This is a genomic window from Vibrio sp. Vb0667 (genome assembly GCF_033391095.1).
Window position 1 is genome coordinate 54449 of record NZ_JAWPOL010000018.1, and the last position, 14008, is coordinate 68456.

13 protein-coding genes are annotated in these 14008 nt (G+C 45.1%); 1 reads left to right on the top strand and 12 read right to left on the bottom strand.

Annotated elements, in window-relative coordinates:
• Window positions 1–84: 84 nt before the first annotated feature.
• From R8269_RS16080 to nrfB, 9 genes are all read right to left on the bottom strand, one after another.
• Window positions 85–1347 (bottom strand): imelysin family protein, encoded by a 1263-nt coding sequence (locus R8269_RS16080; protein WP_053304295.1) that lies wholly within the window; start codon window positions 1345–1347, stop codon window positions 85–87.
• A 174-nt stretch (window positions 1348–1521) separates the two neighbouring features.
• Window positions 1522–2118, bottom strand: a complete 597-nt coding sequence (locus tag R8269_RS16085; RefSeq protein WP_025767283.1) for a GTP cyclohydrolase II — start codon at window positions 2116–2118, stop codon at window positions 1522–1524.
• A 271-nt stretch (window positions 2119–2389) separates the two neighbouring features.
• Window positions 2390–2566, bottom strand: a complete 177-nt coding sequence (locus tag R8269_RS16090) for a hypothetical protein (protein WP_020480909.1) — start codon at window positions 2564–2566, stop codon at window positions 2390–2392.
• Between the two features lie 146 nt (window positions 2567–2712).
• Window positions 2713–3123: a heme lyase NrfEFG subunit NrfF gene (gene nrfF, locus R8269_RS16095; RefSeq protein ID WP_171346209.1), complete on the bottom strand. Its 411-nt coding sequence runs from the start codon at window positions 3121–3123 to the stop codon at window positions 2713–2715.
• A complete protein-coding gene (locus R8269_RS16100) occupies window positions 3110–3643 on the bottom strand; it encodes a DsbE family thiol:disulfide interchange protein (protein ID WP_005376839.1) in 534 nt (177 codons plus the stop codon). The genes nrfF and R8269_RS16100 overlap by 14 nt, the downstream gene beginning before the upstream one ends.
• A complete protein-coding gene (locus R8269_RS16105; protein ID WP_053306574.1) occupies window positions 3621–5528 on the bottom strand; it encodes a heme lyase CcmF/NrfE family subunit in 1908 nt (635 codons plus the stop codon). The genes R8269_RS16100 and R8269_RS16105 overlap by 23 nt, the downstream gene beginning before the upstream one ends.
• Window positions 5529–5537: 9 nt before the next feature.
• The gene (gene nrfD / locus R8269_RS16110; protein WP_053304292.1) at window positions 5538–6509 is read right to left on the bottom strand and encodes a cytochrome c nitrite reductase subunit NrfD; all 972 of its coding nucleotides are present in this window, start codon (window positions 6507–6509) and stop codon (window positions 5538–5540) included.
• Entirely contained in the window at window positions 6506–7192 is a 687-nt protein-coding gene (gene nrfC / locus R8269_RS16115; protein WP_171346208.1) for a cytochrome c nitrite reductase Fe-S protein, read from the bottom strand. Before nrfC ends, nrfD begins: the two co-directional genes overlap by 4 nt.
• A gap of 1 nt (window position 7193) precedes the next feature.
• The gene (nrfB, locus tag R8269_RS16120; protein WP_054866141.1) at window positions 7194–7796 is read right to left on the bottom strand and encodes a cytochrome c nitrite reductase pentaheme subunit; all 603 of its coding nucleotides are present in this window, start codon (window positions 7794–7796) and stop codon (window positions 7194–7196) included.
• Between the two features lie 450 nt (window positions 7797–8246).
• Here nrfB and nrfA point away from each other — a divergent pair, with 450 nt between their 5' ends.
• Entirely contained in the window at window positions 8247–9674 is a 1428-nt protein-coding gene (gene nrfA / locus R8269_RS16125) for an ammonia-forming nitrite reductase cytochrome c552 subunit (protein ID WP_025998734.1), read from the top strand.
• 118 nt (window positions 9675–9792) lie between these two features.
• Here the strand turns inward: nrfA and R8269_RS16130 are convergent, their stop codons facing one another.
• From R8269_RS16130 to gyrA, 3 genes are all read right to left on the bottom strand, one after another.
• On the bottom strand, window positions 9793–10347 hold the full coding sequence (locus tag R8269_RS16130; protein WP_017636126.1) for a hypothetical protein: 555 nt from the start codon (window positions 10345–10347) through the stop codon (window positions 9793–9795).
• Between the two features lie 42 nt (window positions 10348–10389).
• Window positions 10390–11013, bottom strand: a complete 624-nt coding sequence (locus R8269_RS16135) for a tetratricopeptide repeat protein (RefSeq protein ID WP_017636127.1) — start codon at window positions 11011–11013, stop codon at window positions 10390–10392.
• A gap of 123 nt (window positions 11014–11136) precedes the next feature.
• A complete protein-coding gene (gene gyrA, locus R8269_RS16140) occupies window positions 11137–13848 on the bottom strand; it encodes a DNA topoisomerase (ATP-hydrolyzing) subunit A (RefSeq protein ID WP_318222592.1) in 2712 nt (903 codons plus the stop codon).
• Window positions 13849–14008: the final 160 nt, after the last annotated feature.

The window sequence follows — 14008 nt, forward strand, 5'->3', positions numbered from 1 at the left end:
TCTACATAGACAACAAGGGTGATAACAACGAGCTCAAACGTCAAAAGGGCTCACAAAGAGCCCTTATTTATTATGGTTTTCTTATTAAAACTCGTGGTCAGCAGTATCAGGGCTTAGGCTGTCGATGCCGACAATGCTTGCCGCACGCTCAATCGCACCGGTTTGTGCTACCAACGACATGATGGTGTCGTTTACTAGCGCGTTGCCTTGTGCGTTACCCGCTGCAATAAGTTGGTCAAAGTGCTGGTTGTTCTTCTCTGCAGAAGTCACTAGCTCACCAACTTGGCTACGTGTTGTATCAAACTGCTTTTGAATTTCGGTCGCGGCTTTCTTGTCTTTTTGAGCAACAAGGTCAGCGATACTTGGACCAGATAGCTCTTTGCCGTTTACACCTTTGTATGTACCTGTGTAAACGTTGTAGATGCCTTGCTCATTGTAGTAGTGAGAGTTGTGCGTGTTGTCTGAGAAACAATCGTGTTCGTCTTCAGTCGAGTTTGCCTCTAGTGCCACCTTCATGCGCTCACCCGCTAGCTCACCTAGAGAAAGAGAACCCATGCCGAATAGCATCTTACGAAGACCATTGTCAGCAGATTCGTTCAATAGCTCTTCACGGTAGTTGCCTTTCACTTCTGCAGACCACTGCTTTTCCATCCACTCTAGGTCTTGAACCAGTAGATCAGCGGCCGCTTTTAGGTACTCACCACGACGATCACAATGACCATTCGTACACTCAGAGCCAACGACGAAATCAGTGTAAGCACGTTGACCTGCACCCGCGTTAGTGCCGTTTAGGTCTTGACCCCAAAGCAAGAATTCAATCGCGTGGTAACCTGATGCAACGTTTGCCTCAGAACCGCCTACTTCGTTTAGATCCGCTAGCAATTCTGGAGTGATTTTTGAAACGTCCAGTTTAGAAGCACCAATCTGCAGACTTGTGTTCGCGATGATGTTGGCAGCAGCGCCCTCGTTACCCAATTCGTATTGGTAATCAGCCGCTACGTAGTCAATCAAACCTTCATCAAGTGGCCATGCGTTCAGCTGACCTTCCCAATCATCAACAATCGCGTTACCAAAACGGAAAACTTCAGACTGTTGGTAAGGCACGCGAGAATCTAGCCAAGCTTGTTTTACTTCTTCAAGCTTTTTCGCTGATGGTGATTGTAGAAATTCGTCGATTTTCACATCAAGCGCTTTCGCTGTTGTTACTGAATCAGCAAATACAGCATGGGCAACGTCCGCGTAATGTTCGACTACTTGTTGTTTAGTTACTGTGGCAGCAACGGTAGAACCACTGGCAATGAGGAGTGATGCAGCAATAGATTGGACTAAAACTTTTTTTGCATTCATCTGAAGCATCCTTGTTGAGCTTTTCAATTATCGTATTGGTAGTGCTAATTATTCTTATTTGCACCTTAGTCTCGAGATAATACAAATTTACAATTTATTTGCAACTCCAGATACAAAAAAACCTCATAAAAATGAGGTTTTTCACAGACTTTATTGTCAGTTTTATCTTTAGGATTAAACCTTTAGGTCATGTTTTCCGTGAGAGACTTTTGCCTTCAGATAATTTTCGTTGCCATCTTTGATATGTGCAGAGGTATTGACAACCTCGCCAATTTCAATTCCGTACTCAGATAACTCACGGATTTTCTTAGGGTTGTTCGTCACGAGGCGGATCTTATTCACGCCTAAAGCTTCTAGCATTTGTGCTGCTTCTGTGAAATCACGCAGGTCATCATCAAAGCCCAAATGGTTGTTAGCTTCGTACGTGTTCATGCCCTGGCTTTGTAAGCGGTATGCATCGATCTTATTGTACAAGCCAATACCACGACCTTCCTGACGGAGATACAAGATGATACCACCGGACTCGCCCATGCGATTGATCGTCTCTTCTAGTTGCTCACCACAGTCACAGCGTGAAGAGTGGAACACATCGCCTGTCAAACACTCAGAGTGCATACGAACTAAAGGCATGTCCTGAGTTTGGTCCGCTTGTTTAAAGATAATAGCAACATGCTCTTTGTCTGTCTTCAGACCATGGAAAGACAGAATTTCGGCATCAATGTTACTTTTTGCCCCGACTTTAAAATCTACTCTGGCACGTACTTCCGCCATATCTATACTCACTCGATTTATTGCTTGATGCGCTTGATGCGTTTTCGTTATTGCATTCATGGGATTTACTCGTTGCTCTTCAACTATGGGGACTGATACCGCATTTTGCAATATAGAGATCACAATTGAGGGCAGTTATCCACTCAAGACAGCAAAAGAGAAACACTCTCCAACTGAACAATTGTTATATTATAACAATTTAAAAAAACTACAATAAAAAACCCCAGACAAATTTTGTCTGGGGTTTCAAGAAGGTCGTTTGGTCTATCTTTTAATGGGTCTGACTGCGCTTCCAAACGGCGAGTTCAATCCAAACTGCTTCGAGTTCTTGGATTTCCTCGTCGGTCAACACGGCGAGCGTTGAAGTAACTTGAGGCAGGTTCGGTGATTGCAATGCACGAATCTGCGAATAGAAGTCTTTTTTAAGTTGTAATATAACTGAATCCACTGCGTGCACCTATTTCGTTCTTTTATTACTTATCCAGCTCAAAATTTTTATTTTCTTTATACTGGAAACTTCATAAATTCGGAAAAATGATAACATTCTGCTTGTTAAGTGCACAATTTATTTTTAATAGTGGAATAACGGTCACATTAATTACGATTCACCATTCGGATCGAATATAAGACAAAAAAGATCAAAAATAGCACAGGAAAGATCCACAACAGCGCCGTGGAATAATTTAATGGTGGTTGGTACAGAACAATATTCCCATAACGAGCAACTAGATAGTCCTTTATTTCTTGATCTGAGCTGCCTTCATTGGCCATCGTATACACTTTCAACCTCAGGTCTTTAGCCGCTTGTGCATTAGACTCGACAAGGTTTTGGTTTTGACACTGCGGGCAGCGTAATGCCTTGGCTAACGAGGTTGCACGCTGTTGCACTTCAACGGAATGAAATTCAAACAGATCAACATTCTGTTCTATATCCGCACTTCTCGTGAAAGGAGAAAATAGTATAAATAGGATTAAAGTGAGGAGAAGATTATTAAATCGAAACATTCAAGTATCCTGAAAATATATCGTTCCATTTATCTGCCGTTAGCTCTCCACGATATTTGATCAATATACGACCATTTGGATCAATCAAGTAAGTTTCCGGCGTTCCGATAACACCTAGCTCCACAGCGAGCTTTCCATTAGGGTCACTAATTACTTCAATATATGGATTTCGTTTAGAGCTCAAATATTCACGAGCGGCTTGTTTTTGATCTCTATAATTCAGCCCAATAATAGGCACACCGAGTTCTGCTAACTGCAATAATTCTTCATGCTCTCGTTTGCATACTCCGCACCAAGATGCCCAAACATTCAATAATTTATATCCGTCGCTTTTGAACAACTGCTCAGAAACCATGTCATCAGAGATCAGAGAAGTAGAGCGAAAATTAGGTGCATCTAAATTTCGTTGTGGGGACAATTCAACATGTGGTCGCTCAGACAAAGCCACCGCAGTTACTACAGCAAACACGGCAACAGCCACAAACAGACCTGCGAGTTTAAGCGTATTTCTCGATCGCATTGATAGCCTCTCTCCTTTTCTTTAGGCCGGTTAATAGCGCACCAAACACAGCTAGTAGCCCGCCAGACCATATCCACCAAATACCTGCGCGGTACTGAACTTTAATCGCATAAGCATGAGTGTCGACTTTATCACCCAATGTCACGTAATAATCGCCATGCCATAGTGAACGAATCGCGGGCTCGGTCATATTCATCACTCGCACAGGGTAATGACGCTTTTGCGGGTTGAAATTGAGCATGCGGCCATCTTCCAAGTGCAAGGTGATCTGTCCTTGTTCCGCGGTGTAGTTTGGCCCCACCAGCCATTCGATACCATGATAATCGATAGTGATCCCCGCCCTTTGTTGAGAACTGCCGGGTTCGACACGTAAATTATGTTCATATGAGTAGTGACTGTTGAATACAGCTCCACTCACCGCCAGCGCAAAACCGATATGTGCCATCACGATTGGCATGAGTTTGCGCTTATTGGAACAACGAAACAGCATAACGAGATGCGCCACAATCACCCAAGTAGCCAATATTATGGTTAGCAATACTTCGAAATGCAGTACGTTCACTGAGAACATAAACCCGATCCCAGAGACTATAGATAACGCAATACTAATCGCGATATCAGTGCTTCCACTCGGAACTGCGCCTTTTGTCCATTTCAGCACTGGCATGAATGCTAAGGCAATCAGAGCCAGTATGCTTAATGGAAAGGTCAGACTATTAAAGTAAGGTGCGCCAACCGAAATGTTCCCTAAGCCGAGCAGTTGATAAACCATCGGATAAAAAGTGCCAAGAAAAACGATGGCAGTCGCAATAACCAGCAGCCCTTTGGCGATATAAGCAGTGTAAGCTTGGCTCGCTAGAGATTGAAGTTTGAAACGAGGGAGTTGTTCTCCTCGCAAAATCAATACGCCAAAAGTGATGATGACAAGCAAGCTCAATACACCAAGCAGCACTAAACCTTTAGTTGGGTCCACCGCAAAAGCGTGCACTGAAGTCAGCACGCCAGAGCGCACCACGAATGTCCCTAAAATGCTTAGGTTGAACGTAGCAAACGCCAGTGCATAGGTGCTCCAAATTGCGCCTCTGTTACGTGTTGCGACAACACCGCTGTGCAACAAAGCAGTACCAGTAAGCCAAGGGAGTAGAGAAGCGTTCTCCACAGGGTCCCAAAACCACCAGCCGCCCCACCCTAGCTCATTGTACGCCCACCATGATCCCACCAAGATACCCAACGTGAGCGTTCCCCATGCAAAAAACGCTGCGCTTCGAGCAACCACATACCAATCACTCATCGGTTGTTTACCCAATAGGGCTGCTAATGCAAAAGCTAATATTGCTGCGTAACCGACATAACCGAGATAAAGCAATGGTGGATGAATGATAAGCCCAACATCTTGCAACATTGGGTTTAGATCTCGTCCTTCCGACGCCAATACTTGGGCATACTCGAACGGGTTAGAGGTCATTAACGTGAACCAAGCAAATGTCGCAATAAGAACGTTCATGATTCCTAAACAGTCACAAGTATATTGGGCGTTGAGCGGTGACTTAAATGCAATAAACGACGCCCATAAACTCAAGGTGACGACCCAAAACAACATGGAGCCTTGGTGCCCGCCCCAAGCGGCAGCAATCTTGAATGCTACGGGGAGTTGACTGTTGGAATGCGTAACAACATATTCCAACGCGAAGTTGTCTTGCACGAAGCAGACGATCAGAAGTGCTAAACAAATGAAGGAAGCTAAGCTAATGATGTGGGACATCGCGACTTGATGCGGCAATGTCGCCTTCTTACTCATAGCACGACGTAGCCAATGCAGCAACGATGCACAAGTCGATGTTACAGCCACCAATATCAGTAAGAAGAACCCTAGCTCAGCTTCCATTTATCCCCCTTACACTAAGGTCATTTGACCGGCATAGAGAATGAAAGTACGCAGCATAAGTACGCCAACCAAGCTCAACGTCGTGACCACAAAAACGTAACTGCCTTTGTGGCGCACTTCAGAAGGCGCCAACCAATTGAGAGTCAAAGGCGTTATCATGCCGATGAACACTACCCCACCCCAGAACCATTGAGCCCAGAATCCACTCGAAATAGCATTCCAAGCCGCGACTTCGTTCTGACCACCGCTGAAGATCAGTCCAGTAAAGAAAGTCACTAAGACAAACAGCTCAAACAATACTACTGGGCGTTCAAATCCGTGTACCCAAGACACACTTGGGCTGCTGGTCGACTCTTTAAACACCAAGATGCCGAACATCAAGCATGCCGCTGCACCCGAGGACAAACTAGAGAACAGGAACAAGATTGGCAGTACTGGATTGTTTAGCATTGGGTAAGTCTTCAATGCAGACAATAGAAAGCCAGTGTACGCTGCAAGCACGATGGCTAAGAAGCCCAAGAACAATTCAATGGCGTTGTTGGCTTTCCCCGCCTTAATCAAAATGCCATCGGCAAAATCCAGCAGTTTGCTTGGTAACTTCCCTTCACAGAAGCTGATGATTTGATGGCGGAAGATAACGCCAATCCAAACAAACAGCACCAGCATGTACACTTGGAACAAGATCACGCCCATCGACATCACAGACGTTGGGTTGTAGTAGATCATGATCTTCCAAAACTCTAAAGGCTTGGTTAAATGGAAAATCAAAATTACCAACCCAGCAATGATGCCAAATGGCGCAAGCCAAGCCATAGCTTTCATGATGCCGTTGTTTGCGGGATCACCTTCAATCACTTTGCGTTTTAAATAGATAGAAATCATCACCGCACCTGCTGACATCCCAGCAAGGAATAAGTAAATCGCGATGATCCAATCCCAGACTAACGAGTCAAAGTGGAATGCACTTTCGAAGCCGTTCATGATGACACCTCCCCTTTGCTATGCGGAATTTTGTACAGTTTAGGTTGCGTACCTAAATGCGATTTATCGCGATAGACAATATGGCTTTCGATAGCTTTGCTCACCTCGCTAGTTGGGTCATTCAAATCACCAAAGATGAGTGCTTTTGTTGGGCAAGATTCCACGCAAGCTGGCTGCTTACCTTGCGCTAGGTTGGTATCACGGCAGAAGTTACATTTATCCGCAGAGTGATCGACTGGATTAAAGAAGCGCACTTGGTAAGGGCAAGCAGCAAGGCAATAACCACATCCGACACATTTCTCTTTGTGCACATCCACGATGCCGGTCGCTTCATCTTTGTATGCAGCGCCTGTTGGACAAACGTACACACATGGTGGGTTATCACAGTGCTGACAGGATTCGCGAGTAAACTGGTATTCCACATCTGGAAATTCGCCAATCGGTTCACTGCGATGAATTTTAAGTCGCGTTACGCCTTCAGGGACTTTATTTACTTCGCGACAAGCATCGGTACAAGCGGTACAGCCAATACAGGCATTTTCATCATGAACCATACCCATGCGTTTCGCTTGTTCACTGTTGCTGGCATAGAGAGAGGAGCTAACAACGGAAGTGCCTGCAACGCCTGTAGTTAAAATCAACGCGCCGCTGCCGGCTAAAAAGTTTCTTCTCGAACATTTCATGCTATCTCTCCTCTTCTTTGGCAAGTTCAGGTTCGACGGCAAATTCAGAGTGACAATCCACACACTGCTTGATCAGTTGTTTTCTGTCGTACGACAACGCTTTGGTTTTCGCTGCGTGTACATCGTGGCAATTTGAACAAGTGAGGTTTTTGGCGTGCACATCGTGCGTCCAGTGGCTTTCTCTCAGCTGTGTCGGTGCGTGGCAATCCACACATTGGCTGTTCGCTTTGAGGATCAAGCTTGGGTCTAAGAACACTTTGTCGTGCACCGCTTTCGATTGAGCCGCTGAAAACTTGATTACATCAGGCGCGCCTTCTCGATGGTCAGGACCGATATTACTATGGCAGTTGGTGCAATTAAGCTGTTTACCCTGACTGAGTAACGCTTGAGGATCATGCGAAAGGTTCAGAGTCTCTTTGGCATCCTTGTGACATTGCAGACATTTATAGTCTCTGTCACGGATTAACTCGACTTGATGACGCTCAGATTGAGCTCCATCAATTGGCTCTGAAGAAGTCGCATGGGCGGCGATGGAGAAACCATAGATGGCAAAGACGAAGAGAAGTTTCAGCATTGTCTCTATGGTCAATTTTATATTGCCCATATTGTTCTTTCCTTAGCTCGATAATAATTGATAACTATTCTCAATTATTTATTTGAGCGACAATTAATTTCCTCTGAAGATATTTTTTAGATCTTCAAATGACATCAATTCTTATTTCGGAAAGCCACAACGCTAAACCTATATTTATAATACCTCTATTATTCATAAGGGGTAGAAACGCCTGCTCAAAAAGCGAACTAAATCACCCTATTTTTAAAAAGGTTAAAAACCCAAAGCATTGCAGAACAATGACTTAACAACTACCACTTTAGAGGTATATAAATTCAAACATGACTGAGATCACTGGTGTAAATTGATCTAAAACAAGACAAGATTCACTCACTATTTCATCTATCCAATTAAGCAATATTATTAATCGTAGATCTCCAGTTCTTATTTGGAATAGCTCCTCACAACGCTGCTAATAAAAACGAATATGGAGATAACACTGTGAGCATAAAACACTGGATGAGCGCACCTATTGCGGTTGCGACCTTATTCGCCAGCCAATTATTTTTGGTTGACGCTCCGTTAGCGGCAGAAGAGAAGGATTTTATCGATCCTCGTAACGATGTCTTTGAACAGAACCACCCTGATCAATACCATTCTTGGAAAGCAACATCCGAAAGTGAGCACATTGAAGATGCTCTAAGTGAAGACCCAAACATGGTTATCCTGTGGGCAGGTTATGGCTTCGCGAAAGACTACAACAAAGCGCGCGGTCACTTTTACGCACTTGATGATGTTCGCCAAACCTTACGTACTGGCGCACCAACCGACGAGAAGTCCGGGCCTATGCCGATGGCGTGCTGGAGCTGTAAAAGCCCAGACGTTGCTCGCGTGATTGATGAACGTGGTGAAGACGGTTATTTCGAAGGTAAATGGGCACGCTTAGGCTCAGAAATCGTCAACCCTATCGGTTGTTCCGATTGCCACAACACAGGCTCTGAAGCCTTCAAGAAAGGCGAACCTGCGCTAGCACTGACTCGCCCATACGTCGAGCGTGCTTTTGATACTATTGGTAAAAACTTTGATGAACAGTCTCGCCTAGATAAGCAAGCATCGGTCTGCGCTCAATGTCACGTTGAATACTACTTCACCGGCCCAACTAAAGCGGTTAAATTCCCATGGGATATGGGCACCACCGTTAATGACATGGAGAAATACTACGACGCGTTGAATTTCAAAGATTGGACGCATGCCGTATCTAAAGCGCCGATGCTAAAAGCGCAACATCCAGGTTTCGAAACTTGGAGAGCGGGTATTCATGGTAAAAACAAAGTGGTGTGTGTGGACTGCCACATGCCTAAAGTGACCAAAGAAGACGGTACGGTGTACACAGACCACAAAGTGGGTAACCCATTTGATCGTTTTGAAGACACCTGTGCGCAATGCCATACCCAAACTAAAGAGCAGCTACAAGGCATCGTCTCGACTCGCAAAGCGCAAGTACTGAACATGAAGCTAACCGCCGAGAAGCAAATCGTAGCGGCACACTTTGAAGCAGGCGCGGCGTGGAAAGCAGGTGCAACAGAAGCAGAGATGGAACCTATCCTACAAGATATTCGCCATGCACAATGGCGTTGGGACTACGCGATTGCTTCTCACGGTGTTCACATGCATGCTCCTGAGGTAGCACTTGAAGTACTAGGTACTGCAGTTGACCGCGCTGCTGACGCCCGTACCAAATTGGTTCGTTTACTGGCAACCAAAGGCATTACTGACCCTGTTCAAATTCCAGATATCTCGACCAAAGCGAAAGCACAACAAGCACTGGGCATGGATATGGATAAGATGAACGCAGACAAGAAACACTTCCTAGAAACAGTAGCGCCAGAGTGGGATAAAGCAGCAGCTGAACGCGAAGCCACGTATTAGTCTAACTGGCAACGGTTAACTTATTGATACAACAAGGGGCGTACTGAACGCCCCTTTTCTTTCTTTATTATCTTTATCTCTTCATCCTGATTCTATCGAGAGACAAAAATCGAATGTACTAGCGACGAGGAAGCCTAGGTCTAGGTTGAATATTTGGACGTGCTTTAGGTATCTGCACATTTGGACGAGCAACTGGACGCTGGATCTTCGTTTCCGGTAATGCTTTTCTTTGTTGAACCTTTTCTTTCACCGCCTTGCCTTGTAAAGTCGCTGGTTCAATATGCTCCGGACGATTCTCCCATTGGGTTCGAATCTCTTGCTTTTGCTCGTCAGGCAGTGATTGCCAATGATCGTCAAGTTGGCGTTTCATGTTATCGATATTGGCGGACATATCGTCGTCTTTCCAATCTTCGATTTTGTCTTTGATGGATTGCTGTTGGTCTTCATCTAAACCATTCCACCACTCTTCCAGTTTCTCTTTGTATTCATCGTCGTTATCGCAACAGCCCGGATAGTAATAAATCCAGTAGTCGTCATGATCGTACCACCACGGGTCGTAGTAACCCGATGAATAATAAACCGTAGAGGAAGAGCCAGAATGATCGGAAGAGCTACAACCCGCCAGCACAGAGCCGCACAGCAAAACCAATATGCTTAGTGCTTTATTTTTCATTCGTTGCCCACCTTTCCCTCTATTGCTTGTTAAATTGTACGCTTACAACAGCTCTTTTGCTTTGTTAATAGAGTTAATGATTTGCACCCTATCTAAATTTGGATCATTAGAATCTAATAATAGTACCCAGGCATCAATCGCTTCCTGAAATCGGAATGACAGAAAATGATCATTTGCGATCAAAGACAAAGCGGCTTCATTGTGCGGTTCTATCTGCAAAGCTTGCTCCAAAAGCAAGCTAACTTCTTGCGTCATTGATTGCTGGTGAATGTAGTACAAGGTCGTCGCTTTTGCGGCAAGTTGCGTGGCACTGACTGGCTCAGTCAGTTGGATCGCGTAATCAAAACAAATCAGCGCGCCATCAAATTCCCCCTCTAGCAGGTAGCCCTGCCCGAGTTGGAACCACAATTCAGCGTTGTTCGGATCTTCACGCAACTGGTCTTGAATCTCTTTCATGATGTCACGAGCAGTCATCATTCGTGACATTTCCGCTTGTATTGATTTAGGCGGAGTTTGATGCAGCAATAAGAAACTGGCACTCGTCACGACAAGTACTAACAGGCAAAAGCCAAACCATTGAGCAGGTTTAACTTTTGATGCACTCAGTGATAAGAGTACGATAAACAGCCCCATCAGAGTGATGGCAGCGAAAAACCAAACAGACATAACACGTCCTGTAAACAAAGATAACGTCAGTGTACGCATTTCTTACTTTAAATGCGTTGATACAGATACAAAAAAGCCGAGCAACTAAGGCTCGGCTTTTCATATCAGGATAACGATGTAAGATTACTCTTCGTTACCTTCCTCTGCATCATCAGCAGCTGGAGCGTCTTGCTGCGTATTTTCGTCTGTTGACTCTAACGCTTCTGCATCTTCATCAGCAGGCAGCTCTTCATCATCAACTTCTTCAATACGTTGCAAACCAACAACTGATTCATCTTCCGCAGTACGGATAAGCGTTACACCTTGTGTGTTACGACCAACTTGGCTAACTTCACCCACACGAGTACGTACTAACGTGCCAGCGTCGGTGATCATCATCATTTCATCACCTTCAACAACCTGGATAGCACCAACTACCGGGCCATTTCGCTCAGAAACTTTGATAGAAACTACACCTTGAGTGCCACGACCTTTTGTCGGGTACTCGCTAAGTGCTGTGCGTTTACCATAACCGTTTTCTGTAACCGTTAGGATGTCGCCTTCGTGCGAAGGAACAATAAGTGATACAACTTGGTCATTTTCAGCCAGTTTCATACCACGAACACCAGAGGCGGTACGACCCATAGGACGAACACCTTTAAACTTGATCTCTGGCTGACCATTCTCATCAAGAACTGGTTTACCATTTTCATCAAGTACTGGAATCTCTTCTGCTTCTTTAAAGCGAACCACTTTACCCGCTTTAGAGAACAGCATGATTTCATTTTCGCCGTTAGTGATATCCACACCGATTAACGAATCGTCTTCACGTAGGTTCACAGCGATTAGGCCGTTTGAACGTACGTTTGCAAACTGGTTCAACGGCGTTTTCTTAACCGTACCGTCACCTGTTGCCATGAAGATGAATTTGTCTTCAGAGAATTCATCAACACGTAGAATCGCGGTAATGCGCTCACCTTCTTCGAGTGGAAGGATGTTTACGATTGGCTTACCACGCGCAGTACGGCTCGCTAGAGGCAATTGGTAAACTTTCAGGCGGTATGTTTTACCACGAGTAGAGAAACACAAGATGTTATCGTGGGTATTCGCCACTAGAAGACGCTCGATATGGTCTTCATCTTTCATCTTAGTCGCACTCTTACCTTTACCACCACGGCGCTGTGACTCGTAGTCGCTCAGTACTTGGTACTTAACGTAACCACCGTGAGATAGAGTAACTACAACGTCTTCACGTGCGATCAGCTCTTCCATGTCAATATCATGGCTCGCAGCTGTGATTTCTGTACGACGAGCGTCACCAAAGCCGTCACGAACCGCTTCAAGTTCTTCACGGATCACTTCCATCAAACGCTCAGTGCTCGCAAGGATATGCATGAGGTCAGCGATTTCTTCTAGAAGCGTTTTGTATTCGCCAAGAATCTTCTCGTGTTCTAGACCTGTTAGTTTATGTAAACGTAGATCTAGGATAGCTTGTGCTTGTTGCTCAGTCAGGAAGTACTGACCATCACGAATACCGTATTCAGGCTCTAGCCATTCAGGGCGCGCAGCATCTGTACCAGCACGCTCTAGCATTGCTGAAACGTTGCCTAAATCCCAACCACGAGCGATAAGACCCGCTTTTGCTTCAGCCGGTGTAGGTGCCTTACGGATAAGCTCAATGATTTCATCAATGTTAGCAAGCGCTAGAGCTAAACCTTCAAGGATATGAGCACGTTCACGCGCTTTACGCAGTTCGAAGATAGTACGACGTGTCACAACTTCACGACGGTGATCAACAAAGCACTTCAACATATCTTTTAGGTTGAATAGCTGTGGCTGGCCATTGTTTAGGGCCACCATGTTGATACCGAAAGTGGTTTGCAGCTGAGTCTGAGCGTAAAGGTTGTTTAGAACTACTTCGCCCACAGCATCGCGCTTACACTCAATAACAATGCGCATACCGTCTTTATCTGACTCGTCGCGCAGTGCACTGATACCTTCTACTTTCTTATCTTTAACTAGCTCAGCGATCTTTTCGATCAAGCGAGCTTTGTTCACCTGGTAAGGAATTTCAGTGACGATAATGGTCTCTTTACCATTCTTCTCCACTTCGATGTCCGCTTTCGAACGCATGTAGATTTTGCCACGACCTGTTTTGTACGCGTCTACAATGCCTTTACGACCGCTGATAAGCGCCGCCGTTGGGAAATCAGGACCAGGAATGTAATCCATTAGTTCATCAATAGTGATTTCTTCATTATTGATGTATGCAAGACAGCCATCAATCACTTCGCCAAGGTTATGAGGCGGGATGTTGGTTGCCATACCTACTGCGATACCAGAAGCACCGTTAACCAATAGGTTTGGAATTTTAGTTGGAAGAACCGCTGGGATCTGCTCAGTACCGTCGTAGTTTGGTACGTAGTCTACGGTTTCTTTGTCTAGGTCAGCCAATAGTTCATGGGCAATTTTTGCCATTCGAACTTCGGTGTAACGCATTGCCGCAGCAGAGTCGCCATCGATCGAGCCAAAGTTACCTTGACCATCGACCAGCATGTAACGAAGCGAGAACGGCTGAGCCATACGTACGATTGTGTCGTACACAGCACTATCACCATGTGGGTGGTATTTACCGATTACGTCGCCGACAACACGGGCTGATTTTTTATATGGTTTGTTCCAATCGTTGCCTAGTACGTTCATCGCGAATAAAACGCGGCGGTGTACTGGTTTTAGGCCATCACGCACATCTGGAAGAGCACGACCCACGATGACTGACATCGCATAGTCTAGATATGAACCTCTAAGCTCATCTTCAATGTTTACGGGCGTGATCTCTTTAGCTAAATCGCTCATAGAGCCATTATCCCTCTATTATCTGATCGTAATTACGATACGTGTAAGGTGCAAAAATATAACACACAATTCATCACTTCGGCATCACTTTCCCTCTCCTTTTATCAGGTTGTGAGCTTGGTTATGAATCAAATGTCGAGAATTTGCACACTCATCCCAT

Coding starts and splice junctions, on each gene's coding strand:
- R8269_RS16080 (WP_053304295.1), bottom strand. CDS start 1,347: ATGAATGCAAAAAAAGTTTTAGTCCAATCTATTGCTGCATCACTCCTC.
- R8269_RS16085 (WP_025767283.1), bottom strand. CDS start 2,118: ATGGCGGAAGTACGTGCCAGAGTAGATTTTAAAGTCGGGGCAAAAAGT.
- nrfF (WP_171346209.1), bottom strand. CDS start 3,123: ATGTTTCGATTTAATAATCTTCTCCTCACTTTAATCCTATTTATACTA.
- R8269_RS16100 (WP_005376839.1), bottom strand. CDS start 3,643: ATGCGATCGAGAAATACGCTTAAACTCGCAGGTCTGTTTGTGGCTGTT.
- R8269_RS16105 (WP_053306574.1), bottom strand. CDS start 5,528: ATGGAAGCTGAGCTAGGGTTCTTCTTACTGATATTGGTGGCTGTAACA.
- nrfD (WP_053304292.1), bottom strand. CDS start 6,509: ATGAACGGCTTCGAAAGTGCATTCCACTTTGACTCGTTAGTCTGGGAT.
- nrfC (WP_171346208.1), bottom strand. CDS start 7,192: ATGAAATGTTCGAGAAGAAACTTTTTAGCCGGCAGCGGCGCGTTGATT.
- nrfB (WP_054866141.1), bottom strand. CDS start 7,796: ATGGGCAATATAAAATTGACCATAGAGACAATGCTGAAACTTCTCTTC.
- R8269_RS16130 (WP_017636126.1), bottom strand. CDS start 10,347: ATGAAAAATAAAGCACTAAGCATATTGGTTTTGCTGTGCGGCTCTGTG.
- R8269_RS16135 (WP_017636127.1), bottom strand. CDS start 11,013: ATGTCTGTTTGGTTTTTCGCTGCCATCACTCTGATGGGGCTGTTTATC.
- gyrA (WP_318222592.1), bottom strand. CDS start 13,848: ATGAGCGATTTAGCTAAAGAGATCACGCCCGTAAACATTGAAGATGAG.